The 24,412-nt window shown below is 59.5% G+C and carries 21 protein-coding genes and 1 riboswitch; of the genes, 10 read left to right on the plus strand and 11 right to left on the minus strand.

Annotated elements, in window-relative coordinates; genetic code table 11:
• The first annotated feature begins 30 nt into the window (after positions 1-30).
• The gene (locus tag AC1DQM_RS11310; protein ID WP_477746185.1) at positions 31-1,899 is read left to right on the plus strand and encodes a flavin monoamine oxidase family protein; all 1,869 of its coding nucleotides are present in this window, start codon (positions 31-33) and stop codon (positions 1,897-1,899) included.
• An 87-nt stretch (positions 1,900-1,986) separates the two neighbouring features.
• Here the strand turns inward: AC1DQM_RS11310 and AC1DQM_RS11315 are convergent, their stop codons facing one another.
• Positions 1,987-2,835 carry a YncE family protein gene (locus AC1DQM_RS11315; RefSeq protein ID WP_477746186.1) on the minus strand — a complete coding sequence of 283 codons (849 nt, stop codon included), beginning with the start codon at positions 2,833-2,835 and terminating at the stop codon, positions 1,987-1,989.
• A 363-nt stretch (positions 2,836-3,198) separates the two neighbouring features.
• Between AC1DQM_RS11315 and AC1DQM_RS11320 the strand changes: the two genes are divergently transcribed.
• Both AC1DQM_RS11320 and AC1DQM_RS11325 read left to right on the plus strand, forming a co-directional pair.
• Positions 3,199-3,750: a cytochrome b gene (locus AC1DQM_RS11320; protein ID WP_018928735.1), complete on the plus strand. Its 552-nt coding sequence runs from the start codon at positions 3,199-3,201 to the stop codon at positions 3,748-3,750.
• Between the two features lie 32 nt (positions 3,751-3,782).
• A complete protein-coding gene (locus AC1DQM_RS11325) occupies positions 3,783-4,376 on the plus strand; it encodes a YceI family protein (RefSeq protein WP_018928736.1) in 594 nt (197 codons plus the stop codon).
• A gap of 142 nt (positions 4,377-4,518) precedes the next feature.
• Here AC1DQM_RS11325 and AC1DQM_RS11330 read toward each other — a convergent pair whose 3' ends face one another.
• The 4 genes from AC1DQM_RS11330 to ahcY form a co-directional block, all read right to left on the minus strand.
• Complete coding sequence (locus AC1DQM_RS11330; protein WP_018928737.1) at positions 4,519-6,375, minus strand: RNA helicase RhlE2; 1,857 nt, start codon at positions 6,373-6,375, stop codon at positions 4,519-4,521.
• A gap of 222 nt (positions 6,376-6,597) precedes the next feature.
• On the minus strand, positions 6,598-7,413 hold the full coding sequence (locus AC1DQM_RS11335) for a substrate-binding periplasmic protein (protein WP_477746187.1): 816 nt from the start codon (positions 7,411-7,413) through the stop codon (positions 6,598-6,600).
• A gap of 168 nt (positions 7,414-7,581) precedes the next feature.
• Positions 7,582-8,427: a methylenetetrahydrofolate reductase [NAD(P)H] gene (gene metF / locus AC1DQM_RS11340; protein WP_086944417.1), complete on the minus strand. Its 846-nt coding sequence runs from the start codon at positions 8,425-8,427 to the stop codon at positions 7,582-7,584.
• Positions 8,428-8,554: 127 nt separating this feature from the next.
• Complete coding sequence (gene ahcY / locus AC1DQM_RS11345; protein WP_018928740.1) at positions 8,555-9,964, minus strand: adenosylhomocysteinase; 1,410 nt, start codon at positions 9,962-9,964, stop codon at positions 8,555-8,557.
• A 23-nt stretch (positions 9,965-9,987) separates the two neighbouring features.
• Positions 9,988-10,086: riboswitch (S-adenosyl-L-homocysteine riboswitch) on the minus strand.
• Between the two features lie 198 nt (positions 10,087-10,284).
• Between ahcY and AC1DQM_RS11350 the strand changes: the two genes are divergently transcribed.
• Both AC1DQM_RS11350 and AC1DQM_RS11355 read left to right on the plus strand, forming a co-directional pair.
• Positions 10,285-10,689 (plus strand): acyl-CoA thioesterase, encoded by a 405-nt coding sequence (locus AC1DQM_RS11350; RefSeq protein ID WP_018928741.1) that lies wholly within the window; start codon positions 10,285-10,287, stop codon positions 10,687-10,689.
• Between the two features lie 245 nt (positions 10,690-10,934).
• A complete protein-coding gene (locus AC1DQM_RS11355) occupies positions 10,935-11,822 on the plus strand; it encodes a formate/nitrite transporter family protein (RefSeq protein ID WP_477746188.1) in 888 nt (295 codons plus the stop codon).
• A gap of 6 nt (positions 11,823-11,828) precedes the next feature.
• On the opposite strand, the gene AC1DQM_RS11360 is transcribed toward AC1DQM_RS11355, so the two are convergent.
• On the minus strand, positions 11,829-12,998 hold the full coding sequence (locus AC1DQM_RS11360; protein WP_477746189.1) for an MFS transporter: 1,170 nt from the start codon (positions 12,996-12,998) through the stop codon (positions 11,829-11,831).
• 210 nt (positions 12,999-13,208) lie between these two features.
• On the opposite strand from AC1DQM_RS11360, the gene AC1DQM_RS11365 reads away from it, so the two are divergent.
• Positions 13,209-14,042: an EamA family transporter gene (locus AC1DQM_RS11365; RefSeq protein WP_018928744.1), complete on the plus strand. Its 834-nt coding sequence runs from the start codon at positions 13,209-13,211 to the stop codon at positions 14,040-14,042.
• A 50-nt stretch (positions 14,043-14,092) separates the two neighbouring features.
• Positions 14,093-14,479 carry an MAPEG family protein gene (locus AC1DQM_RS11370; RefSeq protein ID WP_018928745.1) on the plus strand — a complete coding sequence of 129 codons (387 nt, stop codon included), beginning with the start codon at positions 14,093-14,095 and terminating at the stop codon, positions 14,477-14,479.
• A gap of 116 nt (positions 14,480-14,595) precedes the next feature.
• Here the strand turns inward: AC1DQM_RS11370 and mltA are convergent, their stop codons facing one another.
• Positions 14,596-15,768, minus strand: a complete 1,173-nt coding sequence (gene mltA / locus AC1DQM_RS11375; RefSeq protein WP_086944419.1) for a murein transglycosylase A — start codon at positions 15,766-15,768, stop codon at positions 14,596-14,598.
• Between the two features lie 128 nt (positions 15,769-15,896).
• On the opposite strand from mltA, the gene AC1DQM_RS11380 reads away from it, so the two are divergent.
• A complete protein-coding gene (locus tag AC1DQM_RS11380; RefSeq protein ID WP_026286618.1) occupies positions 15,897-16,346 on the plus strand; it encodes a c-type cytochrome in 450 nt (149 codons plus the stop codon).
• 20 nt (positions 16,347-16,366) lie between these two features.
• Here AC1DQM_RS11380 and AC1DQM_RS11385 read toward each other — a convergent pair whose 3' ends face one another.
• The 4 genes from AC1DQM_RS11385 to AC1DQM_RS11400 all read right to left on the minus strand — a co-directional run bounded on the left by AC1DQM_RS11385 (position 16,367) and on the right by AC1DQM_RS11400 (position 20,895).
• Positions 16,367-16,762 (minus strand): DUF1090 domain-containing protein, encoded by a 396-nt coding sequence (locus tag AC1DQM_RS11385; RefSeq protein ID WP_018928748.1) that lies wholly within the window; start codon positions 16,760-16,762, stop codon positions 16,367-16,369.
• A gap of 91 nt (positions 16,763-16,853) precedes the next feature.
• Entirely contained in the window at positions 16,854-18,533 is a 1,680-nt protein-coding gene (gene ligB, locus AC1DQM_RS11390) for an NAD-dependent DNA ligase LigB (RefSeq protein WP_477746190.1), read from the minus strand.
• A gap of 157 nt (positions 18,534-18,690) precedes the next feature.
• Entirely contained in the window at positions 18,691-19,881 is a 1,191-nt protein-coding gene (gene metK / locus AC1DQM_RS11395) for a methionine adenosyltransferase (RefSeq protein WP_007937912.1), read from the minus strand.
• Between the two features lie 18 nt (positions 19,882-19,899).
• Positions 19,900-20,895: an ArsR/SmtB family transcription factor gene (locus AC1DQM_RS11400; RefSeq protein ID WP_111452956.1), complete on the minus strand. Its 996-nt coding sequence runs from the start codon at positions 20,893-20,895 to the stop codon at positions 19,900-19,902.
• A 273-nt stretch (positions 20,896-21,168) separates the two neighbouring features.
• On the opposite strand from AC1DQM_RS11400, the gene tkt reads away from it, so the two are divergent.
• A complete protein-coding gene (tkt, locus tag AC1DQM_RS11405; protein ID WP_477746191.1) occupies positions 21,169-23,166 on the plus strand; it encodes a transketolase in 1,998 nt (665 codons plus the stop codon).
• A gap of 163 nt (positions 23,167-23,329) precedes the next feature.
• Positions 23,330-24,397, plus strand: coding sequence for an erythrose-4-phosphate dehydrogenase (epd, locus tag AC1DQM_RS11410; RefSeq protein WP_477746192.1), 1,068 nt, complete (start codon positions 23,330-23,332; stop codon positions 24,395-24,397).
• The last annotated feature ends 15 nt before the right edge of the window (positions 24,398-24,412 follow it).

Here is a 24,412-nt window from a genome sequence, read left to right on the forward strand (position 1 = left end):
ATTTCCTCGTGTATTTCCGGAGTTCTCTGAATGTCTGCTGGTTGGCTGCGCGCCTGTGCGCTGGTGATGTTAGGACTGTTCAGCGTTTCGGCGCTGGCCAAGGATAAAACAGCGATCGTGGTCGGCGGCGGGCTTTCGGGCCTCACCGCGGCGTACGAACTGCAGAGCAAAGGCTGGCAGGTCACCCTGCTGGAAGCCAAACCGACCCTGGGCGGTCGTTCCGGCATGGCCACCAGCGAGTGGATCGGCAACGACAAGACCCAACCGGTTTTGAACAAGTACATCTCGACGTTCAAGCTGAGCACCACGCCAGCCCCCGAGTTCGTGCGGACCCCGGGTTACCTGATCGACGGTGAATACTTCAGCGCCGCCGATCTGGCGACTAAACAGCCGGCCACCAGCGACGCGCTGAAACGCTACGAAAAGACCCTGGATGACCTGGCGCGCTCGATCGAAGACCCGCAAAACCCGGCCGCCAACAGCACGCTGTTCGCCCTGGACCAGATCAACGTGGCCAACTGGCTCGATCGCCTGAATCTGCCAGCCACTGCGCGTCAGTTGGTGAATCAGGAGATTCGTACCCGTTACGACGAACCTTCGCGCCTGTCGCTGCTGTATTTTGCCCAACAAAGCCGCGTCTACCGTGGCATTGCTGACCGTGATCTGCGCGCCTCGCGCCTGCCCGGCGGCAGTCCGGTGTTGGCCCAGGCCTTCGTCAAGCAACTGAAAACCATCAAGACCAGTTCCCCGGTTTCGTCCATTACCCAGGACAAGGACGGCGTGAGCGTCAAGGTCGGCAGCGTTGGCTATCAGGCGGACTACGTTGTGCTGGCCGTGCCGTTGCGTGCACTGAGCAAGATCCAGATGACTCCCGCGCTGGACGCCCAGCACATGGGCGCTATCAAGGGCACCAACTACGGCTGGCGTGACCAGATCATGCTGAAGTTCAAGACGCCAGTGTGGGAAAGCAAGGCGCGCATGTCTGGCGAGATCTACAGCAACGCCGGTCTGGGCATGTTGTGGATCGAGCCGGCCTTGAAGGGCGGCGCCAACGTGGTGATCAACATTTCCGGCGACAACGCGCGGGTGATGCAGGCCTTTGGCGACAAGCAAATGGCCGATCAGGTGCTGATTCGTCTGCACGCCTTTTATCCACAGGCACGCGGTTCGTTCACCGGTTATGAAATCCGCCGCTACAGCACCGACCCATCGATGGGCGGCGCTTACCTGGCCTTCGGTCCGGGGCAGATCAGCAAATACTGGCGCCTGTGGGAGCGTCCGCTGCAACGTGTAGCCTTTGCCGGCGAACACACTGACACCTTGTACCCAGGCACCCTGGAAGGCGCCTTGCGCACCGGTCAGCGTGCAGCCAGTCAGCTGGAGGACCTGGCAGCGGGCAAATCGTTTGAACCGGCGAAAGTTGTGCCGGCAGCGACCGCTGCGGCGGCAGGCGCGGCAGTGGCGAAGAAAGGCAATTTCTTCAGCAACATGTTCGGTGGTTCGTCCGATAAAGCGGCCGACAAGGCAGAACCTGCCAAGGTTGAAGCGAAAGCTGAAGAAACCAAGCCTGGCTTCTTCTCGCGGATGTTTGGTGGTGGCTCCGACAAAGCACCGGCCAAGGCGCCAGAACCTGCGGCGCCTGTTGCTCCAGTCCCCGCTCCAGTCGCTGCGCCGGCCCCGGCACCTGCACCGGTCGAGGCACCGAAGCCAGTGGTGCCGGCGCAAGCCGAGCCGGTGAAGAAAGCACCGGCCAAAGCGCCAGTGAAAAAGCCTGCTGCCAAAACCGGGGCCAAAAAGGCTCCGGCCAAGGCAACGGCGAAAAAGGCTGAGCCAGTGAAGAAACCAGTGGCGAGTACCGCTGCGAAGGCACCGGTGGCGACTGAAACCAAGACACAGTAAGTCTTGGGATCAAAAAAAAGCGCGGCAGAGATGCCGCGCTTTTTTTATGTCTTTGCACCCTCGTAGAGGCCGGCTGATTCTTTGGTACTAAGGCAGATCGACGATATGGACTTCGTCGCCTTGGTAGTCGCTGATATAGGCGCAGTTATGATGATCAAGAACCATATGATGCGGGTCGATAGCCCCAGGGATGGGAAACCTGCGAACAATCTTATGGGTGGCGGTATTCACTTCCACGACCTCTTTTTCGGTGTGATCAACGGCGTAAGCGTTCTTTTTGCTAAACACTATTTCCCCTTCGCAAGCCACAAAATCGAAATGCTGGGTGGTCAGTGACCGGGTGTCCAACACGGTCAGTCTTCGAGCGTCCAGACCCACGACATACACTTTTCTACCGTCGGGACTGACAGTAACGGCTGACGGATATTTTTCGGTTTTGATGATGTTGATGACTTCGAACGTCTTGCTGCTGATGACCGTGAGCGCGTCCTGAAAAGGGCGACCAGGGGAATCGGTACTGGAAATATAGAGACGCGAATCGTCCTGGCTGATGTCCACACTTATGGACGGTGAAGGTAACCCTCGGACTCTGCTCACCACATAAGTGCGAGCGTCAATTATTGCCAGCCACTCTTTATCCTGCCGTACGGTGACGTAAACATGCCTCCCGTCCCGGCTCGCGACGACTCCCCAAGGGTGTCTACCCACCGTGATATTACCCACCGCGTATGTTTCGGTATCAATAACCGAAACCGAACTTGAACCGTAGTTGGTCACGTAAGCTCTTTTTCCCTCATGGCCAAGGGCAATGCTTCGGGGATACTGCTCTACGGCGATGGTACGGATTACCTTTTTGATTCGGGTGTCGATGACGGACACATTGTCCGACATGTAATTGCAAACAAATACGCGTGATCCATCGTTGCTGATGGCCATCCCTCGCGGTCCTTCCCCTACGGGTATCGAATTGGATTGATTGCGTGTTATCACGGGGGATGAACTCGAATTGTGACTCATGGTAGAACTCCTGTTCAGACGCTTGGACTGACGTCCAAGTTCAAGTTCATCAATGACCAGCAATGAAAGCCACTGTTAAATGTGACAGTTCTGACGAGTGGTATCGGCTCATAAATGAATATAAGGAGGGTGCGTGAAGGTTTTTTCCTTCGGTTAACACTCTCTTAACCTCCCGGCCCCAAGGTCTTGATCGTATTTCTCGATATTTCAGAGCGAAATTTTCCGCTTTAAATCGATAGATAACTCGATAGTCTTGGGCGCAGTTCTTACAGGATTTGGGCAATGCAGCTACGTAACTCTTCTTCCCGCTACGGTTGGGTCAGCATCTTTATGCACTGGGGTGTGGCGTTGGCCGTCTTCGGCCTGTTTGCGTTGGGGTTGTGGATGGTCGGTCTCGATTACTACAGCACCTGGCGTAAAGACGCGCCGGATCTGCACAAGAGCATTGGTCTGGTGTTATTTGCCGTGATGTTGCTGCGGGTAGTGTGGCGCTTCATCAGCCCACCGCCGCCGCTCTTGCCAAGCTATAGCCGCATGACCCGCCTTGGCGCCAAGTTCGGCCATTCGTTCCTTTATCTCAGTCTGTTCGCTGTGATGATCGCCGGTTACCTGATTTCCACCGCAGACGGTGTCGGGATTCCGGTGTTTGGCCTGTTTGAAATTCCTGCACTGGTTTCCGGACTACCGGACCAGGCAGACACCGCGGGTGTGATTCATTTGTACCTGGCCTGGCTGCTGGTAATTTTTTCCGGTTTCCATGCGTTGGCTGCATTGAAGCACCACTTTATCGATCGTGATGCGACCCTGACGCGAATGCTGGGGCGCAAAGCCTGATGTTCTACCTCGACTCCAAAGGAATAGAAAGCATGTTGAAAAAGACGCTCGCCGCTCTGGCAATCGGTTCTGCTCTGCTGTCGGCTAACGTGATGGCGGCCGACTATGTGGTCGACAAAGAAGGCCAGCACGCCTTTGTTGACTTCAAGATCAGCCACTTGGGCTACAGCTACATCATCGGTACCTTCAAGGATATCGACGGCAAGTTCAGCTTCGACGCTGCCAAGCCTGAAGACAGCAAGATAGAGTTCAATGTGCGCACCGCCAGCGTGTTCACCAACCACGCCGAACGCGACAAGCACATCGCCAGCGGTGACTTCCTGAACGTGGGCAAATTCGCCGACGCCAAGTTCGTCTCCACCAGTGTCAAACCTACCGGTAAAAACGCCGCAGGCAAAGACACTGCCGACGTGACCGGCAACCTGACCCTGCTGGGCGTGACCAAGCCAATCGTAGTCAAAGCCACGTTCCTGGGTGAAGGCAAGGATCCATGGGGCGGCTACCGTGCCGGCTTCGAAGGCACCACCAGCATCAAGCGTTCCGATTTCGGCAAGCAGAAAGACCTGGGCCCAGCGTCCGACGCAGTCGATCTGTACGTGACGTTTGAAGGTGTCAAAGCGAAATAATCTTCGCACCTGACACAAAAACGCCCCCGATCTCACGATCGCGGGCGTTTTTTATGGTCGGAGAAAATCTGCAGGGATGTTCTCAACTGAAATGAAAATGCCCCGATCGCAAGATCAGGGCATTTTTTATAACGGTGCTAACTCAGCGGTTGCGGGTCAGCAATGCTGGTTTTTCGCCGCGCGGACGGCCTGGCAGTTGATCCAGTTGCTCAGGGGTCGGGAAGCGATCGCTTTTCGACTCCTTGTGAATGATCTTCGGTGCCGGGCTCCGCGGGTTCTGCACGGCCGGTTCCGAACGAGACTGGTCGTCACGGGCCGGACGGCGGTTGCGTGACTCTTCGCGACGGGCCTGGCCGTCACGTGGAGCGCCGTTGCGCGGGCCACTGCGCTTGGCCGGTGGGGTGCCGGTGGTTGCGCCGCTGCTGTTGCGCGGACCGTTCTGGCGACCTTGTGGCTGACCGGCGCGCGGAGCGCCAGCGCCTTGTGCCGGTGCGCCCGGACGGCGGCCACGGCCCTGAGCCGGTTTGGCTTGAGGCACGTAGTCGACGCGGTTACCGAAGTTATCGATATCGTCGTCCAGGAACTCGTCCGGAGCACGGTCGGCGGCAGCGCGAGGGGCCGGGCGCTGTTGCTCGCGGGCCGGAGTGCCTTCGCGTGGCTTGTGTTCACGGGCCGGGCGCTCGCCACGGCCAGCGGCAGGCTTTTCCTTGCCGCCCTTGTCCTTGCCTTTGTCTTTACGACCGCCACCACCACCGCTGCCGTTCGGGCCGTCGCCGCGTGGGCCACGTGGGGCGCGTGGGTTACGCACATCCGGACGCTCGCGGACTTCCGGTTTCTCGGCTTCCACAGCGCTGGAGTCGAAGCCCATCAGGTCGCCGTCGGCGATTTTCTGCTTGGTCATGCGCTCGATGCTTTTCAGCAGTTTTTCTTCGTCCGGAGCGACCAGCGAGATCGCCTCGCCCGAACGACCGGCACGGCCGGTACGACCGATACGGTGCACGTAATCTTCGTCGACGTTTGGCAGTTCGAAGTTGACCACATGAGGCAACTGGTCGATGTCGAGGCCACGAGCAGCGATGTCGGTGGCGACCAGGATGCGCACTTCACCGGCCTTGAAGTCGGCCAGGGCCTTGGTGCGGGCGTTCTGGCTCTTGTTGCCGTGGATCGCGACGGCGGTGAGGCCGTGTTTGTCCAGGTACTCGGCCAGGCGGTTGGCGCCGTGCTTGGTGCGAGTGAATACCAGCACCTGTTCCCAGGCGCCGGCAGTAATCAGGTGTGCCAGCAACGAACGCTTGTGGCTGGCGGCCAGACGGAATACGCGTTGTTCGATCCGCTCGACCGTGGTGTTCGGTGGCGTGACTTCGATGCGTTCCGGGTTGTGCAGCAGCTTGCCGGCGAGGTCGGTGATGTCTTTGGAGAACGTCGCCGAGAACAACAGGTTCTGCCGTTTGGCCGGGAGCCGGGCGAGGACCTTTTTCACGTCATGGACAAAGCCCATGTCGAGCATGCGGTCGGCTTCGTCCAGCACCAGGATTTCCACGTGGGACAAATCGACACTGCCTTGGCCGGCGAGGTCGAGCAGGCGACCTGGGCAGGCCACCAGCACGTCGACACCACGGGACATGGCTTGAACCTGCGGGTTCATGCCGACGCCACCGAAGATGCAGGCGCTGACGAACTTCAGGTCACGGGCATAGACCTTGAAGCTCTCGTGCACCTGAGCCGCGAGTTCGCGGGTTGGGGTCAGGACCAGTACGCGTGGTTGGCGCGGGCCGTGACGCTGGGATTTGTCCGGGTGACCGTTGGGAAACAACCGCTCCAGAATCGGAAGGGCGAAGCCACCGGTTTTACCAGTACCTGTCTGAGCCGCAACCATCAGGTCGCGACCTTGCAACACGGCGGGAATGGCCCGCTGTTGCACCGGAGTAGGCTCGGTATAGCCCGCTGCCTCGATGGCGCGGACTAAAGCCTCGGAGAGACCGAGGGAAGCAAAGGACATGAGTAATCCTGTTTTAGTTAGGGCTTGGCCCAATGGGAGTCTTGCCTGGCGCGAATGGCGTTTAAGAGGACGCAATCCCGTCCGGTCCTGCTGGGCCTCGAAGGCTCGTCTGGAGCGCTCGCGCGGGCTGAAAAGCTGCGCTGTAGCGGGATCGAGATGCCTTGAACAAGTCCGAGCGTCCGGGCGTGAGCCTGGCGGGAAGGCCGGAGTATAACAGAGCAATCACTGTGCGCCGCTTTCCTGCTGCTCAACGGTTTTTCCGCTGGTTGCGGTGGCGTTGGTGGCCCGGGCTTCGGTAGCCGGACCGGCACCATAGCGGGCGCTCAGTTCAGCATAGGCCGGTTCGCGCTTGAAGCGCTTGAGCTCGGCGCCGAAACGCTGCACCAACAAATCCATCCCGGCATTGCGGCGCACCGCCAGATACTGGCTCTGCTGGCTGATGACAGTCGGGTTCTCGGTGATCTTGTCGCGGATGTCCAGTTGATCGAGCAAGTGCTGGCCGACCCGGCGATCGGTGATCAACAGGTCGATCCGCCCGCGCACCAGTTTGCCGAAGTTGGCTTCATGGGTAGGCGCCGGTTCCCGGGTAAACAACGTCGATTCGCTGAAATCCTTGCTGTACAGGTAGCCCGGCGAGGTGCCGATGGTCAGGCCTTTCAGGTCGTCCAGGGTGCGAAACGGGAACGGCCGTTCATTGGCGTAGAACATCACGAATTCGACTTGCGAGAGCGGTTCGCTGGGGTAGAGCAGGGTCGCTTCGCGTTCATCGCTGTGGAAAATATCCAGCACACCGTCCGCCTGGCCTTGCTCAAGCATCGACAGGCAGCGTTTCCACGGCAAGAACTGCCATTCCACGTCAATCCCCAGGCGTTTGAAGACGATGGCCGTGGTTTCGTAGTCGAGTCCGAGGTTCTTGCCACCTTCTTCATAGACGTAGGGCGCCCAGGGTTCGGTGACAATACGCAGCTTCTCGCCGCGAGCGGTGAAGCTCAGGCAAGTGAATAGAAGCACGGTCAGTAACTGGGTGATCAGGGGCATGGCTTGAGATTACGACGAGAAATCATAAAGAGCCAGAAACCGGATCCAGAAGCTCTGGATCGGGCATTAAAAGCAAAAGATCGCAGCCTTCGGCGGCGCCTGCAGAGGTACATATTCCCCTGGAGGCGCTGCCAAAGACTGCGATCTCTTGATTTGCGTTAACGGCTATTAGCGCGGCAACTTCAGGTTATTCCACACCGCCAGGCTCGGTTCAGCCTGGTTCAGTGTGTAGAAGTGCAGCCCCGGTGCGCCACCTTGCAACAGGCGTTCGCACATCTCGGTGACGACTTGCTCACCAAAGCTTTGAATGCTCTGGGTGTCGTCGCCGTAGGCTTCCAGTTGCTTGCGGATCCAGCGCGGGATTTCCGCGCCGCAAGCGTCGGAGAAGCGCGCCAGCTTGCTGTAGTTGGTGATCGGCATGATCCCTGGCACGATCGGGATGTTCACACCCTTCGCCTGTACACGCTCGACGAAGTAGAAATAACTGTCGGCGTTGAAGAAGTACTGGGTGATCGCACTGTTGGCACCGGCGTTGGCCTTGCGCACGAAGTTGTTGAGGTCGTCTTCGAAATTGCGCGCTTGCGGATGCATTTCCGGGTAAGCGGCGATTTCGATGTGGAAATGATCGCCAGTCTCTTCACGAATGAATTCAACCAGGTCATTGGCGTGACGCAACTCGCCGCTGGCCATGCCCATGCCCGAGGGCAGGTCACCGCGAAGCGCGACGATTCGCTGGATGCCGGCTGCCTTGTACTGGGTCAGCAGGCCGCGCAGATCGTTCTTGCTGTCACCCACGCAAGACAGATGCGGAGCGGCAGGGACTTTGACTTCACTTTCCAGCTGCAACACGGTGTTGAGGGTGCGATCACGAGTCGAACCGCCAGCGCCGTAGGTGCAGGAGAAGAAGTCGGGATTGTAGGTCGCGAGCTGACGGGCAGTGGCGATCAGTTTTTCATGCCCAGCATCGGTCTTCGTCGGGAAGAATTCGAAGCTGTAGCGACGTTCTTGGGACATGGTCATATCCTTGGAAACACGTAAGCCGGACGCTGGCCCCCCGTAGGAGCTGTCTTAGGCTGCGATCTTTTAAGATCAAAAGATCGCAGGCTTCGCCAGCTCCTGCGCAGAGCGGTCAATCAGCGTATCAGTAGCGGTAAGCGTGCGGCTTGAACGGGCCTTCGACGGTAACGCCGATGTAGTCAGCCTGTTGCTTGGTCAGTTGAGTGACCACGCCGCCGAAACCGCGGACCATTTCCAGGGCCACTTCTTCGTCGAGTTTCTTCGGCAGTACTTCAACGGTCAGGCGCTCGGCTTTCTGGGCTGGCGACAGGTCGGCGTACTTCTGGCCGAACAGGAAGATCTGCGCCAGAACCTGGTTGGCGAACGAACCGTCCATGATGCGGCTTGGGTGACCAGTGGCGTTACCCAGGTTAACCAGACGGCCTTCGGCCAGCAGGATCAGGTAGTCGTCGTTCTGAGCGTCGAAAGCGCCTGGACCGGTGCGGTGAACCTTGTGAACCTGCGGCTTCACTTCTTCCCATGCCCAGTTCTTGCGCATGAAAGCGGTGTCGATTTCGTTGTCGAAGTGACCGATGTTGCAGACCACTGCGCGTTTCTTCAGGGCTTTGAGCATGTTTGCGTCGCAAACATTGACGTTGCCGGTGGTGGTCACGATCAGGTCGATCTTGCCCAGCAGCGCTTTGTCGATGCTCGCTTCGGTACCGTTGTTGATACCGTCGATGAACGGCGAAACCAGTTCGAAACCGTCCATGCAGGCTTGCATGGCGCAGATCGGGTCGACTTCGGAGACTTTAACGATCATGCCTTCCTGACGCAGGGACTGGGCCGAGCCCTTGCCCACGTCGCCGTAACCGATGACCAGCGCTTGCTTGCCGGACAGCAGGTGGTCGGTGCCGCGCTTGATCGCGTCGTTCAGGCTGTGACGGCAGCCGTACTTGTTGTCGTTCTTGCTCTTGGTCACCGAGTCGTTGACGTTGATGGCCGGGATTTTCAGCTCGCCCTTGGCCAGCATGTCCAGCAGACGGTGAACGCCGGTTGTGGTTTCTTCGGTGACGCCGTGAACGCGGTCCAGTACTTGTGGGTACTTCTTGTGCAGCAGCTCGGTCAGGTCGCCGCCGTCGTCGAGGATCATGTTGGCATCCCAAGGCTGGCCATCCTTGAGGATGGTTTGCTCCAGGCACCACTCGTACTCTTCTTCAGTCTCGCCTTTCCAGGCGAACACCGGGATGCCGGCAGCGGCGATCGAAGCGGCGGCCTGATCCTGAGTCGAGAAAATGTTGCAGGACGACCAGCGTACTTCGGCACCCAGGGCAACCAGGGTTTCGATCAGCACGGCAGTCTGAATAGTCATGTGGATGCAGCCGAGAATCTTCGCGCCCTTGAGCGGTTGCTCGACGGAGTACTTGCGGCGCAGACCCATCAGGGCCGGCATTTCGGATTCGGCGATGATGGTTTCGCGACGGCCCCAGGCAGCCAGGGACATGTCGGCAACTTTGTAATCGTTAAAATCTGCAGGCGTGATAACAGCGCTCATGAAGAGCCTCCATTCGTAATGTATGCGAATGGGCGCCGTTGTGCGTTTAGTGTCTGGCCGTGGCCAGTCAACGCCCCATCCGAGCCTGACAGGTTGAACCTGCTGCAGCGCCCCTCGGACAGGTGGCGGGAAAACGGTATCAATCAAACATGACCGTTTTGAAACGGGGGCGATTATAGCGGGCTATGCTGATCTTCCAAAGCGTTTCTGTTGGTCAATGTCCGAACGGTAATCGAGACCATAGTCGATGCTTGATAGAGCTCTAGTCCGGGCTCTGCCATGATGGCCGGCATCAATCGGCAAGACGGTCAGGAGTGAGTATGAATTTCCACACCCGCAAATGGGTAAAACCCGAAGACCTCAACCCCAACGGCACGCTGTTCGGCGGCAGCCTGCTGCGCTGGATCGACGAAGAAGCGGCGATCTACGCCATCGTCCAGTTGGGTAATCAGCGCGTGGTCACCAAGTACATTTCCGAAATCAACTTCGTCAGCGCCTCGCGTCAGGGCGACATCATCGAGCTGGGCATCACCGCCACCGAGTTCGGTCGCACCTCGATCACTCTGACCTGCGAAGTGCGCAACAAGATCACTCGCAAGAGCATTTTGACGGTAGAGAAGATGGTGTTCGTGAACCTGGGCGAAGACGGCCTGCCCATGCCGCACGGCCGGACCGAGATCAGGTACGTCAAAGACCAGTTCAAGGATGACGAGATCGGCGGGTGATTGTTGTTTCTGTGGCGAGGGAGCTTGCTCCCGTTGGGCCGGGCTGGCGCTCCAGCGCGAAGCGGCCCTGAAATCTGTCATTGGGTTCTTTCAGGCAGGCTTCACGTCAGCTTACGACTGCTTCGCAGCCGAGCGGGAGCAAGCTCCCTCGCCACAGGGTTTGCTGCGTTCCCCCCGGGTAGTGAACAGCTCCGAACCCCGCGTGTCGTACGTAAACGACACGCCACCGGTTCAGGAGCAGCCTTATGGACACGCCCAACGACGGCAAGACCCCGGACCTCTCAGCACAGGAACAGCGCGAGGTCGACAAGAACCAGCCCCCGCGTGCGGCGGTGTTGCACGAAATCATTCGCACCCAAGGCGATCAGGAGCTCGAGCGTAGCGTTGCGGCGCTGTGGTGGTCGGCCTTGGCTGCCGGCCTGACCATGGGCCTGTCACTGATGGGCATGGGATTGCTCAACTCGCGCCTGCCGGACGGCGAAGGCTACAAGGTGATCGCCAGCTTCGGTTATTGCGCCGGTTTTCTCGCGGTGATTCTCGCCCGTCAGCAACTCTTCACCGAAAACACCCTGACCGCCGTGCTGCCGATCATGAGCAAGCCAACGTTGGGTAATGTCGGTCGGTTGCTGCGGCTGTGGACGGTGGTGCTGGTGGGCAACCTCTGCGGCACCTTGCTGGTGGCATATGTGATGCTGCACCTGCCGATATTCGACAGCAAGACCGATCTGGCCTTCCTTGAGATCGGGCGCAAGGTCATGGAGAACGATGCCGGCAAGATGCTCGCCAAAGGCATCATCTCCGGCTGGATGATCGCCACCATGGTCTGGATGATCCCGTCCATGGAAAGCGCCAAGATGTGGATCATCATCCTCATCACCTATTTCATGGCGCTGGGCGATTTCACCCACATCGTGGTCGGATCGGTCGAGGTTTCTTACCTGGTGTTTGCCGGCGAGTTGCCGTGGAAGGATTTCTGGTGGGTGTTCGCAGGTCCCACGCTGGTGGGGAATATTATTGGCGGCAGTTTTATCTTCGCGCTGATCAGTCACGCGCAGATTCGCAGTGAAAGCGGGCCGCCGAAGACCTCTGCGGAGCGGGCTCAGGAATCCGAACCGCAGAAGATCAAAGAATGATCAATGTCAGCCAGAGACGTTGATTGCGGCAGCACTGCGACGTTGCAGGTAGATGAAGAACAGCGCCGTCAGCAGCGTGAATACGCTGACCAGTGCGCCGGTCCACGGCAAGTCCGCCAGGTCCGCGCCACTGGCCACCACCAGCCCGCCAATCCACGCCCCGGCGGCGTTGCCGAGATTGAATGCACTTTGATTCAAGGTCGACCCGAGGTTTGGCGCCTCATGGGCCTGATCGATGATCAGCAATTGCAGGATCGGACACAGCGCAAACGCGAAGATGCCCCACAACACCAGCGTGATCGCCGCCGGTATCACTGAATGGCTGGTTTGGCTGAAGGTGGCCAGCACGATGGTCACGGCCAATGTCATCCCCACCAGCGAAGGCAGCAAGCGACTGTCCGCCAATCGGCCGCCGAGCATGCTGCCCCCGGTCAAGCCGACCCCGAACAACAGCAACATGATGGTTACGCCATGCGGACTGACGCCGGTGATGTCCTGCAGGATCGGCGCAATGTAAGTGAACACGCTGAACAGGCTGGTGGACGCCAGCACGCTCATGCCCAGCGCCAGCAGCACATTGACCTTGCCCAGCACTTTGAATTCGCTGGCCAGGTTGGCTTTGTCCATGGGGATTTCCTTGGGCAGCCAGACCCACTGGGCAATGGCTGCAATCACGCCAATCACCGACACTGCCCAGAAGGTCGAGCGCCAGCCGGCGTATTGCCCCAGCGCAGTGCCCAATGGCACGCCCAGCACGTTGGCCAAGGTCAGGCCGGTGAACATCATGGCAATTGCCTGGGCTCGTTTGTTCGGTGCCACCAGACTGGCAGCGACCACTGAGCCGATGCCGAAAAACGCGCCGTGGCACAGCGCGGTGATCACTCGTGCGGCCATCAAGGTGGCGTAGTTCGGCGCCAGGGCGCAGAGGATGTTGCCGAGAATGAACATCAGCGTCATGCCCAACAGTGTGGCTTTGCGCGGCATGTTGGCGGTGCCGACCGCGAGAATCGGCGCACCGAACACCACGCCCAGGGCATAACCGGTGATGAGCAGGCCAGCATGAGGAATGCTCACGGCGAGGTCGCGGGCGACATCGGGCAGCAAGCCCATGATGACGAACTCAGTGGTGCCGATGCCGAAAGCGGCAACGGCCAGTGCAAGCAAGGCGAGTGGCATGCGCAAGGTCTCTGTCGGTAGTCTTGACGCTTTGATCAGGCATACGCAGGCCGACGACCGTTCTCGATGAGAGCGGGCAGAGGCAGGAATTATTGGAATTAGTCTGTGCGCAACTGAGTGCGGCGTGGTCGCTTGCAGTATAAACAGCTGCGGACATATGGCGAATCAAATCTCTGTCCCGCGATGTAGGGGCAATACAAGGAGTGTGCTGTGCTTGCGACGATTCTGGTGTTGGTGGCGGCGCTGTTGCACGCGGCGTGGAATACCCTGATCAAGTTCAGCGCGGAGCGGCTGTTGGTGGTGGCCTGCATGGACAGCGTGGCGTTGCTGTTTGTCGCGCTGATGCTGCCCTTCGTGGCGCTGCCGCCACTGGATATGTGGCCGTGGATTCTTGCGTCGGCGGCATTCGAGTTGCTCTATCGCTACCTGTTGATCCAGGCCTATCGGGTCGGCGATCTCGGCCTGGTCTATCCGTTGATGCGTGGCCTGTCACCGTTGGTGGTGCTGGCGCTGACGCTGATCTTCGCCGGTGAAGTGCTGACGGCTCAGCAGATCTTCGGGATTCTGCTCATCCCGTTCGGCATGGTGTGCCTGCTCTGGCAGGGCGGTGGCGGGGTGCGCCTGCCGTGGTCGATGCTGCCGGTGGTGGCGCTGATCGGCTTGTGCATCGGCTGCTACACCTTCATCGATGGCCAGGCCTTGCGGCGCTGGTCCCATCCGCTGGACTACCTGGTTTGGGTCACCGTGCTCAGTGCCTGGCCGTTCCCATTGCTGGCGCTGGTGCGCAAACGCCCGGCGTTCATGCTGTTCTGGCGTGAGCAGTGGCGGTTGGGGTTGGCGGTCGGGTTCTGCGTATTGTTCAGCTACGCTCTGGTGCTGTGGGCCATGCAGCTCGGATCGATTGCCGAGGCAGCGGCGCTGCGCGAGATCAGCGTGATTCTGGTGGTGCTGTTCGGTATGCGCTACCTCAAAGAACCTTTTGGCAGGCCACGGCTCTTAGCCTGTGGACTGGTATTGATCGGCATGTTGGTGATGAAGTTTTAGTCGCCGCTGATGGAATTCGATTCTCTACAACTTGAAGAAGGGACTGCGTCATGACAGTTGCTCTGTGGTGCATTTTGATTGCGATCTGCTTGCCTTATCTGTGCACAGGCGTCGCCAAGTTCAGCAATGGCAAGTTCGGGCTGAAACAGAATCACGACCCAAGGGCGTTTCTGGATTCACTCGAAGGCGTGGCCAGGCGTGCGCATTCGGCGCAGTTGAACAGCTTCGAAGTGACCCCGGCGTTTGCCGCGGCGGTGATCGTGGCGCATCTGGCCGGCAATGCCGAACTGGTGACGATCAATGTGCTGTCGGTGCTGTTCATCACCAGTCGGCTGCTGTACATCATTTGCTATCTGGCGGACTGGGCGATTCTGCGGTCGCTGGTGTGGGCCATTGGCATGGGGCTGATTGTCAGTTTCTTTGTGGTGTCTGTTTAACGGCAAGATCAAAGGATCGCAGGCTGCGCCATTCCCTGCAGGGATCGATGTTCATTCGCGATATTGCGACGAACGCTCTCGATGTTGAAGCTGGCGCAGCCTGCGATCTTTTGCTTCTAAAGTTTGTCAGCCACCTGCGGCACCTGAGGCAACGCCGCCCCTTTAGGCCAGAGCATCCAGATCTGCCCCTGCTGTTTCATGTCGCCGGCCAATTGCCCGGCCGCCTCGCCCGTGCCCCAGAACAGGTCCGCGCGGACCTCGCCGGCAATCGCGCCGCCGGTATCTTGAGCGGCCACCGGACGCACCAGTGCGCTGCCGTCCGGTCGCGTCGTCGACAACCACAACAGGCTACCGAGCGGAATCACCTTGCGATCCACTGCCGCGCTATAACCTGCGGTCAATGGCACATTCAGCGAACCGCGCGGCCCTTCGTTGCTGTCCGGGTTGCGATTGAAGAACACGTAGCTGGGGTTGCTGCCGAGCAGTTCGGGAATGCGCGTCGGATTGGCCTTGGCCCAGTTATCGATGGCGCTCATGGTTACCTCTTCTTTCTTCAGCTCGCCCTGATCCACCAGCCAGCGGCCGATAGGTCGATAGGGGTGGCCGTTCTGGTCGGCATAACCAATGCGCAATTGACGGCCATCATCGAGCTGGATGCGCCCCGAACCCTGGATTTGCAGGAACTGCAGGTTCATCGGGTCGGTCAGCCAGGCAATCACTGGCGCCTTCACGCCATTGGTTTCAATGGTTGCCGCATCGTCATAAGGCTTAAGCACGCGACCTTCGAGTCGTCCGCGCAGGCGTTTGCCTTTGAGTTCCGGGTAAATGCTGTCCAGCGAGACGATGATCATGTCCTCGGGCACGCCGTACACCGGGATGTTCGCTTGCTCGGTCTGGGTCAGGCTGCCGGGATACACCGGTTCGTAGTAACCGGTGATCAGGCCGTTGGGGTTGTCATTGGCGGCGCGCAAGCCGTAAACATCGAGGTTTTGCTTGAGGAAGCCGCGGATTTCGCTGGCGGTTGGCTGAACATTGGCGGAAGCGGCGCAGGTGCCACCCCAGACCGGGTCGGCCTTGAGTCGGGTGCAGGCGCTGCGCCACGAGCCAAAACCGGCGACGAGGTCATTGTCGGACACCGCTGGAAGGGCTTCCCAGGTAGCGCTGGAGTAGGTCGCCAGTGCGTGGGTTTTCGGTTTGCTACTGTCGCCACCGGTGCAGCCAGCAAGTATGGCCACCATCGGAAGGGTCCAGGCCAGGTTGTGACGCCACGCCTTGAAACGGCTGTTCATGGAGTAATTCCTTTGCCGGTTGCCTGAGTGCTCCATGCGCTCAAACAACCCGTATTGATAATAGGGCTATTGGTCTTTGCCGGTGACGCGAGGATACTGGCTGCCGTTTCCAGTGATCTGAAGCCACCATGACTCTTAAAAGACTCTCTGTTGTATTGCTGGCCTGCCTGACCTTGTCCGCCTGCGGCGGTGTCGACCCGAACTCGCCTCTGGGCCAGCGCAAGGCGATCTTCAAGCAAATGCTCAAGACCGGCGAAGACCTGGGTGGCATGTTGCGTGGGCGTATTCCGTTCGATGGCCCGAAATTCGCCGACGGTGCCGTGAAGCTCGATGCGTTGTCCCATGAGCCGTGGAAACATTTCCCGCAGGTGCGCGAAGAAGATCACACCAGCGCCAAGGACGATGTCTGGCAGAAGCAGGCACGCTTCCAGGAAATGGCTCGCACCCTTGAAGGCGCCACCGGTGAACTGGTGATCGCCAGCCAGGTTCAACCCTACAAGGCCAGCAATCTGGGGCCGGCAGTACAGAAAGTCGAAGACGCCTGTAGTGCCTGCCATAAAGAGTTTCGGGATCATTGAGGCGGCGTGTTCAAACCGGATTACTTATCCAGCTCGTCGAGCGCGTCCTGTAAATCCTTGCGCGATTGAGCCAGTTTGTCTTTGCGCTTGTTGATCTTCTCGGCGTCGCCTTTTTTCATCGCCTTGTCGAGGTCGGCCTGACGCCGGCTGACTTCGTGCTTGGCGTCGAGCACCTTGTTTTCCCGTTCCTTCTTCAAGGAAGCGTCGGTGCAATGGGCGGTGACCTCGCTCAGGGCGGTTTCCAGGCCAGCCTGTTGATCGGCGTTGCCGTGAGACTTGGCCAGTTCAATCTGGTTGATGATGCCTTGTTTTTTTGCGGCGCAGCCGGTCAGGCCCGGGGCGTCTTCGTCGGCCATTAATGGAGCGGCCATCACGCTGCACAGGGTCAACAAGGCGAGCGGTGAAAGAAGTTTCATAAAGGCTCCAGGTGAAAAAATCGATGTAGCGATGGGCTGTTTGAGCGCATCGGTACCTATGGGTTCCCAGGCTGACGAGCGTCGCCGGCTGCTAAAAACCGTCAATCCCGGCAACACGTAATGTCTCGCTCAAGGCCAGGACCTGCGGGTCGCGGAAAAATGCGCTCAGTTGCGCCGCGCGTCCCGGGCCGATGCCGGTTTCGGCCTGCCATTGTTCGGTGTTTCGTTGCGCCAGCACCTGCCATGAATCGGCGAGCTGTGCCTGGCCGGTCGGCGGCAAGCCCAGGGCTTTGAGCCAGCGAGCGAACGGTCGTTGCCGGGCGCTGTTGAAACTGTTCAAAAGACGAGCACTGCTGCGTTCGCCGAAGCCGTCAATGTTAGCAAGCTCTTGCTCATCGAGGGTCAACCAATCGAGCAGGTTGTCGAGACGTTCGGCCTTGAGCAGTTTCTCCCAGGTGCCCGGCCCGACATGCGGCAAGGCCAGCCCCTGTTTGCCGCTGAGCCAGGCCAGCCGTGCGAGAAACTGGCTTTCGCATCCGGGTGTCGGCTGCCAGCAACTCAACGGATGAAAATCTGCTGCCAGCGGTGCGTTCAATTCAGGACGTTCGGTGCTGCGCAATACCACACCGTCGAGCCTGGGGATGGTCAGCCCGGCCAGGCTGATGGCGACCTGATCGCCGGGACGAATGTCCAGCGCTTCCCAGCGCTGCAGGGAGCTGACGCTGACACGCTTGATCTGCCGGTCATCGAGCATCACCGGTGCCAGATCCAGCACCGGTGTGATCCGGCCGGTCCGTCCAATCTTGAAGTGGACCTTGCGCACCTCGGCCAACGCCTGGGCGAAGGGGTACTTCCAGGCGACACTCCAGAAAGGCGTTTTCGCCTGCCAGCGCTCGGCGGGTGGGCGCTGGTTCTGTCGTAAAACGACGCCGTCGCTGGCAAAGGGCAGGGGCGAGCGATACCAGTAATCGCGCCAGCGTTCGGCATCGGCGAATGCCTCGATCGGCTGGCTGTAGGGCGCGGTGCTCGGGAATCCCAGCTCATCCAGAGCCGCCACGCGGGCGGGCAGGCTTTTCGGGCCTTGTGGCCAGTCCCAGACGAACACGCCGATACCGGCGGCTTGCTCGGGGTTCAGCGTCTTGCGTGCCATTAACCCGGCCACCGTGGCGCGGGCATTGAGGCTGCCGGCCTCGGCTTGCACGTGTTCGGTCAGGCGCCAATAGAGTTCGCCTTGCAACAGCAGGTCGAGCGGTTGTGGAAGTTTTTGAGGGATGGCGGCGATCTGGCGCGCTGAGGCAGTCCAGTCGTGGCCGGTTATCCCGTCACCACGACTGATCGCCTGGTGCAGCCAGCCGTTGCGATAGATCAACGTCACAGCCACACCGTCGACCTTGGGTTGAATCCAGACCTCATCCCGATTTTTCAGCCAGGCTTCGACGGCGCGCCCATCGCGCAGTTTTTCCAGGCCGGTGTGGACGATGGGGTGAGCAATCGTGCCACCGGCAGTGCGCAACGGTTCGGCTGAAGGGCCTGAGTCAAAACACTCGCGCCATTCGCTTAGTCGTATGCGGGATTGATCATAGAGTTCATCGGCGACCAAAGAGCGTCCTTCGCGATGATAGCTGTCGTCCCAGAGGTCGATTCGCTTTTGCAGTGCGTTGATTTCGTCCAGAGCGCGGGCCGGCGGCCAATCGGGGCAGTCGGCGGCATTGGCGGTCAGGCAGGTGAGGGTCAGCAGGAAACCGAAAAACAGGCGCAGGTTGGGCAGCATCGAGAGCGTCCTTGCTCGTTGGGATGCTTTCAAGGCTAGTCAGGTTTCGAGTGTGGAGTGCAGAGGTGTAATTCTGCGTGTTTCGAGGTGGGATCTTCTTCATGAAAAAGCCCCGCACGGCGAACCGTGCGGGGCTTTTTGTACAACCGGAGAAGTCTTACAGGCCGGCAGCAGAACGCAGAGCGTCGGCGCGGTCGGTTTTTTCCCAGGTGAACGTGGTGAACGTATCGTCGCCCACGGTTTTGGTTTCCGGGGTGCGACCGAAGTGGCCGTACGCAGCGGTGTCCTGGTACATCGGGTGCAGCAGGTCGAGCATGGTGGTGATCGCGTATGGACGCAGGTCGAACACTTCGCGGACCAGTTTGACGATCTTGTCGTCGCTGATCTTGCCGGTGCCGAAGGTGTTCAACGAAATCGAAGTCGGTTGAGCGACGCCGATTGCGTAGGAAACCTGAATCTCGCAACGCTCGGCCAGGCCGGCAGCCACGATGTTCTTGGCCACATAACGACCGGCGTAGGCCGCCGAACGGTCAACCTTCGATGGATCTTTACCGGAGAACGCGCCGCCGCCGTGACGGGCCATGCCGCCGTAGCTGTCAACGATGATCTTGCGACCGGTCAGGCCGCAGTCGCCCACCGGGCCGCCGATGATGAACTGGCCAGTCGGGTTGATGTGGAACTGGGTGTCCTTGGACAGCAGTTCGGCAGGCAGCACGTGCTTGACGATCAGTTCCATCACGCCTTCGCGCAGGTCTTTGTAGGACACTTCCGGGTTGTGCTGGGTCGACAGTACAACGGCGTCGATACCGACAACCTTGCCGTTTTCGTAGCGGCAGGTCACTTGCGACTTGGCGTCTGGACGCAACCAAGGCAGCAGGCCGGACTTGCGGGCTTCGGCCTGGCGCTGAACCAGTTGGTGCGAGAAGGTGATCGGTGCTGGCATCAGCACGTCGGTTTCGTTGCTGGCATAGCCGAACATCAGGCCCTGGTCGCCGGCGCCCTGATCTTCAGGCTTGGCACGGTCAACACCCTGGTTGATGTCGGGGGACTGCTTGCCGATGATGTTCATCACGCCGCAGGTTGCACCGTCGAAGCCGACATTGGAGCTGTTGTAGCCGATGTCGAGAATCACGTTACGGACGATGTCTTCCAGATCGACCCAGGCCGACGTGGTGACTTCACCTGCGATGATTGCCACGCCGGTTTTCACCAGAGTCTCGCACGCCACGCGGGCGAACTTGTCTTCAGCAATGATGGCGTCCAGCACCGCATCGGAAATCTGGTCGGCGATTTTGTCCGGATGCCCTTCAGACACGGACTCGGAGGTGAAGAGGGAGTATTCGCTCATCTCGATTTTTTCCTGAATTTACCGATGGTGAGTGTCGCCAGCCGGTCGCTGAAAATGGCGGACCTGTATCTGGAAACCATTACGTAAGCCTACATAGAGGCTTTCCCCGGGAACGAGTCCCGCAGCGGTGGCCCAACGGGCCAGATCGTCCTGTTCAAACCCCAACCAGAGATCACCGCAGGCCTCCCTGGCCCAACTCTGGTTGTGGCTACATAACTCTGTCACTAACAGGCTACCGCCTGGTTGCAGCAAACCGGCCATGTGCTTGAGCGCTTCGGCCGGCGCGGCAAAATGGTGCAGCACCATGTTCAATACAACGCAGTCGGCCTGAAGGTTTACACCGTTCAATGCATCGGCCAATTGCAGGCTGACGTTAGCCAGCGTTTCACGTTCGCAGACCTGGCGGGCCAGTTCGAGCATCGCCGGGCTGTTGTCCAGCGCCGTGACCTGAGTGAAGCGACGCGCCAGCTCCGGCAGAAAGGCACCATCGCCGGGGCCTACTTCGATGGCCGTGGCGCCGGGGCCGAAACTCAGCTTGTCGAGCAGGGCCACCACGCTTTCGCGGTATTGCGGCAGGCCGGCGATCAAGTCTTGCTGGGCGCGAAACTTCTCCGCGACCCGTGAGAAAAAGTCCTGGCTGGCCGCCTCGCGTTGCCCGTGGACCTGAGCGATCCGCGCCTGGACGTCAGTCGGCAGGGTCAGGTTGTCCACTTCTTCGAGCAGCGCGGCATGCAGCTTGCCGCCCAACAGGTCGGTGTGGGGCAGGGCGCGACGGTAGAAAATCGCATTGCCTTCACGGCGGGTCGCTACCAGGTCGGCCTGGGCCAATACCTTGAGGTGATGACTCATGCCGGACTGACCGATGCCGAAGATCTGCGCCAGTTCCAGTACGCCGAACGAATCGTTGGCCAGCGCGCGCAATACATTCAGCCGCAGAGGATCACCGCCGGCCTTGCACAGGGCCGCCAGCTCATCGCAATCGTCATGTTGAATGGAAGGCACGCGCAGATTCATAAGGCCAGCAGTCTAGTGACGGTAAGAAAACACCGCAAGAGCAATATCAAAAAGTTTTGATATTGGTCGATAGATGGCACTTCTTAACGTTAGTTTCAGTCCACAAACCAACAGCGGAAAGGTTTCATCAGTCGAATACGCCGTTATCCGTTGGAAAAACGCCTTCGGATGACTATCTGTCATTGCCCCGAGGCGGGTCGGTGAGGGAAAATGCTCGCCTTTTTTCCGTTTCGTTTTATTCACTCTCGATTCAATATCCGCAGGAGATCAGCGATGCCCAGCCGTCGTGAGCGCGCCAACGCCATTCGTGCCCTCAGCATGGATGCCGTGCAAAAAGCCAACAGCGGCCATCCCGGTGCCCCTATGGGTATGGCGGATATCGCCGAAGTACTTTGGCGTGACTACCTGAAGCACAACCCGAGCAATCCATCGTTCGCCGACCGTGACCGCTTCGTGCTGTCCAACGGTCACGGCTCGATGTTGATCTACTCGCTGCTGCACCTGACCGGCTACGACCTGTCGATCGATGACCTGAAAAACTTCCGCCAGTTGCACAGCCGTACCCCGGGTCACCCGGAATATGGCTACACCCCGGGCGTTGAAACCACCACCGGCCCACTGGGCCAAGGCCTGGCCAACGCAGTCGGTTTCGCCCTGGCGGAAAAAGTCCTGGCGGCGCAGTTCAATCGTCCTGGCCATAACGTCGTCGATCACCACACCTACGTATTCCTGGGTGATGGCTGCATGATGGAAGGCATTTCCCACGAAGTCAGTTCCCTGGCCGGTACGCTGGGCCTGGGCAAACTGATCGCCTTCTACGATGACAACGGCATCTCCATCGACGGCGAAGTCGAAGGCTGGTTCACCGACGACACGCCGAAGCGTTTCGAATCCTATAACTGGCAAGTGATCCGCAATGTCGACGGTCACGACCCGGAAGAAATCAAGATCGCGATCGAAACCGCGCGCAAAAGCGCACAACCGACGCTGATCTGCTGCAAGACCACCATCGGCTTCGGTTCGCCGAACAAGCAAGGCAAGGAAGATTGCCACGGCGCCCCGTTGGGTGACGCGGAAATCGCCCTGACCCGTGAAGCGCTGAAGTGGAACCACGGCCCGTTCGAAATTCCGGCTGATATCTATGCCGAGTGGGACGCCAAGGAAGCCGGTCGCGCTGCCGAAGCCGAGTGGGACCAGCGTTTCGCTGCTTACTCTGCTGAATTCCCTGAGCTGGCCAATGAACTGGTTCGTCGCCTGAGCGGTGATCTGCCGACCGATTTCGCCGAGAAGGCCCAGGCCTACATCGCTGAAGTCGCGGCCAAAGGCGAATCCATCGCCAGCCGTAAAGCCAGCCAGAACGCCCTGAACGCCTTCGGCCCGCTGCTGCCTGAACTGCTCGGTGGTTCGGCTGACCTGGCCGGCTCCAACCTGACCCTGTGGAAAGGTTGCAAAGGCGTCACCGCCGAAGACGCCAGCGGCAACTACATGTACTACGGCGTTCGCGAGTTCGGCATGAGCGCGATCATGAACGGCGTGGCCCTGCACGGCGGCCTGGTGCCTTACGGCGCGACCTTCCTGATGTTCATGGAATACGCCCGCAACGCAGTGCGCATGTCGGCGCTGATGAAAAAACGCATCGTCTACGTGTTCACCCACGACTCTATCGGTCTGGGCGAAGACGGCCCGACTCACCAGCCGATCGAGCAACTGGCCAGCCTGCGCTGCACGCCGAACCTCGACACCTGGCGTCCGGCCGATGCCGTTGAATCGGCGGTGGCCTGGAAGTTCGCCCTGGAGCGTGACGACGGTCCTTCGGCACTGATCTTCTCCCGTCAGAACCTGCAACACCAAACCCGCAACGCGATCCAGATCGAAGAGATCGCCCGTGGCGGTTACGTGTTGAAGGACTGCGCAGGCGAGCCTGAGCTGATCCTGATCGCCACCGGTTCGGAAGTCGGCCTGGCCGTTCAAGCCTTCGACAAACTGACTGAGCAAGGCCGCAAGGTTCGTGTGGTGTCGATGCCATGCACCAGCGTCTTCGAAGCCCAGGACGCCGGCTACAAGCAATCGGTTCTGCCATTGCAGGTCAGCGCGCGTATTGCCATCGAAGCCGCCCACGCGGACTACTGGTACAAGTACGTGGGCCTGGAAGGTCGCGTGATCGGCATGACCACCTACGGCGAGTCGGCGCCTGCGCCGGCCTTGTTCGAAGAGTTCGGCTTCACCCTGGAAAACATCCTGGGTCAGGCTGAAGAGCTGCTGGAAGACTAAGGCACGCCGCGGTGGTTTTATGGCCACCGCGTTCCCTGTGCAGGAGCTGCCGCAGGCTGCGATCTTTTGATCTTAAAAGATCGCAGCCTCGTTTCACTCGACAGCTCCTACAGGGATTTGTGTTGTTAGCAAGAATTCGTCTGCCGCGACTATCGAGAACCCCATGCCTCAACCGCGTCCTTACAAAGTTGCACTCAACGGCTACGGCCGGATTGGTCGTTGTGTCTTGCGTGCGTTGTTTGAGCGAGGCTCGACGGCTGGGTTTGAAATTGTCGCGATCAACGATCTGGCCGACATGGCCAGCATCGAATACCTGACACGCTTCGACTCCACTCACGGGCGGTTTCCCGGTGAAGTGAGGGTTGAGGGCGATTGTCTGCATATTAAGGGCGACTGCGTGAAGGTCCTGCGCAGTGCCACCCCCGAAGGCATCGATTGGGCGTCGTTGGGCGTCGATCTGGTGCTGGAGTGCTCCGGCGCTTATCACACCCGTCAGGATGGCCAGCGTTTTCTCGACGCCGGTGCGCCACGGGTGCTGTTTTCCCAGCCGATGGCCAGCGAGGCGGATGTCGACGCCACCATCGTCTACGGCGTGAACCAGGATTGCCTGACCGGCGAAGAACTGCTGGTGTCCAACGCGTCTTGCACCACCAACTGCGGCGTGCCGCTGTTGCGCCTGCTGGATCAGGCCATTGGTCTGGAATACGTGTCGATCACCACCATCCACTCGGCGATGAACGATCAGCCGGTGATCGACGCCTATCACCACGAAGACCTGCGCCGCACCCGTTCGGCGTTCCAGTCGGTGATTCCGGTGTCCACTGGTCTGGCGCGAGGCATTGAACGCTTGCTGCCGGAACTTGCCGGGCGAATTCAGGCCAAAGCCGTGCGGGTGCCGACGGTTAACGTGTCCTGCCTCGATATTACGATGCAGACCGTAAGCGATACCGACGCCACCGAGGTCAACCGGATCCTGCGCGAGGCCGCCACCCATGGCCCGCTCAAAGGCCTTCTGGCCTACACCGAGTTGCCTCACGCCAGTTGTGATTTCAATCATGACCCCCATTCGGCCATCGTCGATGCCAGTCAGACCCGCGTTTCCGGCCCACGGCTGGTGAACATCCTGGCCTGGTTCGACAACGAATGGGGTTTTGCCAATCGAATGCTGGACGTTGCAGAGCACTATTTGCAAGCCGCTACTACTCCACAATCTGTCTTTCAAAAACAGTAACCCAGGAATTGCGAC

The organism is Pseudomonas sp. 01L34, assembly GCF_056400265.1.

Bases quoted from the DNA above. Each gene is read 5' to 3' on its own strand.
- AC1DQM_RS11310 (WP_477746185.1), top strand. From the start codon at position 31: ATGTCTGCTGGTTGGCTGCGCGCCTGTGCGCTGGTGATGTTAGGACTG.
- AC1DQM_RS11315 (WP_477746186.1), bottom strand. From the start codon at position 2,835: ATGGCCATCAGCAACGATGGATCACGCGTATTTGTTTGCAATTACATG.
- AC1DQM_RS11320 (WP_018928735.1), top strand. From the start codon at position 3,199: ATGCAGCTACGTAACTCTTCTTCCCGCTACGGTTGGGTCAGCATCTTT.
- AC1DQM_RS11325 (WP_018928736.1), top strand. From the start codon at position 3,783: ATGTTGAAAAAGACGCTCGCCGCTCTGGCAATCGGTTCTGCTCTGCTG.
- AC1DQM_RS11330 (WP_018928737.1), bottom strand. From the start codon at position 6,375: ATGTCCTTTGCTTCCCTCGGTCTCTCCGAGGCTTTAGTCCGCGCCATC.
- AC1DQM_RS11335 (WP_477746187.1), bottom strand. From the start codon at position 7,413: ATGCCCCTGATCACCCAGTTACTGACCGTGCTTCTATTCACTTGCCTG.
- metF (WP_086944417.1), bottom strand. From the start codon at position 8,427: ATGTCCCAAGAACGTCGCTACAGCTTCGAATTCTTCCCGACGAAGACC.
- ahcY (WP_018928740.1), bottom strand. From the start codon at position 9,964: ATGAGCGCTGTTATCACGCCTGCAGATTTTAACGATTACAAAGTTGCC.
- AC1DQM_RS11350 (WP_018928741.1), top strand. From the start codon at position 10,285: ATGAATTTCCACACCCGCAAATGGGTAAAACCCGAAGACCTCAACCCC.
- AC1DQM_RS11355 (WP_477746188.1), top strand. From the start codon at position 10,935: ATGGACACGCCCAACGACGGCAAGACCCCGGACCTCTCAGCACAGGAA.
- AC1DQM_RS11360 (WP_477746189.1), bottom strand. From the start codon at position 12,998: ATGCCACTCGCCTTGCTTGCACTGGCCGTTGCCGCTTTCGGCATCGGC.
- AC1DQM_RS11370 (WP_018928745.1), top strand. From the start codon at position 14,093: ATGACAGTTGCTCTGTGGTGCATTTTGATTGCGATCTGCTTGCCTTAT.
- mltA (WP_086944419.1), bottom strand. From the start codon at position 15,768: ATGAACAGCCGTTTCAAGGCGTGGCGTCACAACCTGGCCTGGACCCTT.
- AC1DQM_RS11380 (WP_026286618.1), top strand. From the start codon at position 15,897: ATGACTCTTAAAAGACTCTCTGTTGTATTGCTGGCCTGCCTGACCTTG.
- AC1DQM_RS11385 (WP_018928748.1), bottom strand. From the start codon at position 16,762: ATGAAACTTCTTTCACCGCTCGCCTTGTTGACCCTGTGCAGCGTGATG.
- ligB (WP_477746190.1), bottom strand. From the start codon at position 18,533: ATGCTGCCCAACCTGCGCCTGTTTTTCGGTTTCCTGCTGACCCTCACC.
- metK (WP_007937912.1), bottom strand. From the start codon at position 19,881: ATGAGCGAATACTCCCTCTTCACCTCCGAGTCCGTGTCTGAAGGGCAT.
- AC1DQM_RS11400 (WP_111452956.1), bottom strand. From the start codon at position 20,895: ATGAATCTGCGCGTGCCTTCCATTCAACATGACGATTGCGATGAGCTG.
- tkt (WP_477746191.1), top strand. From the start codon at position 21,169: ATGCCCAGCCGTCGTGAGCGCGCCAACGCCATTCGTGCCCTCAGCATG.
- epd (WP_477746192.1), top strand. From the start codon at position 23,330: ATGCCTCAACCGCGTCCTTACAAAGTTGCACTCAACGGCTACGGCCGG.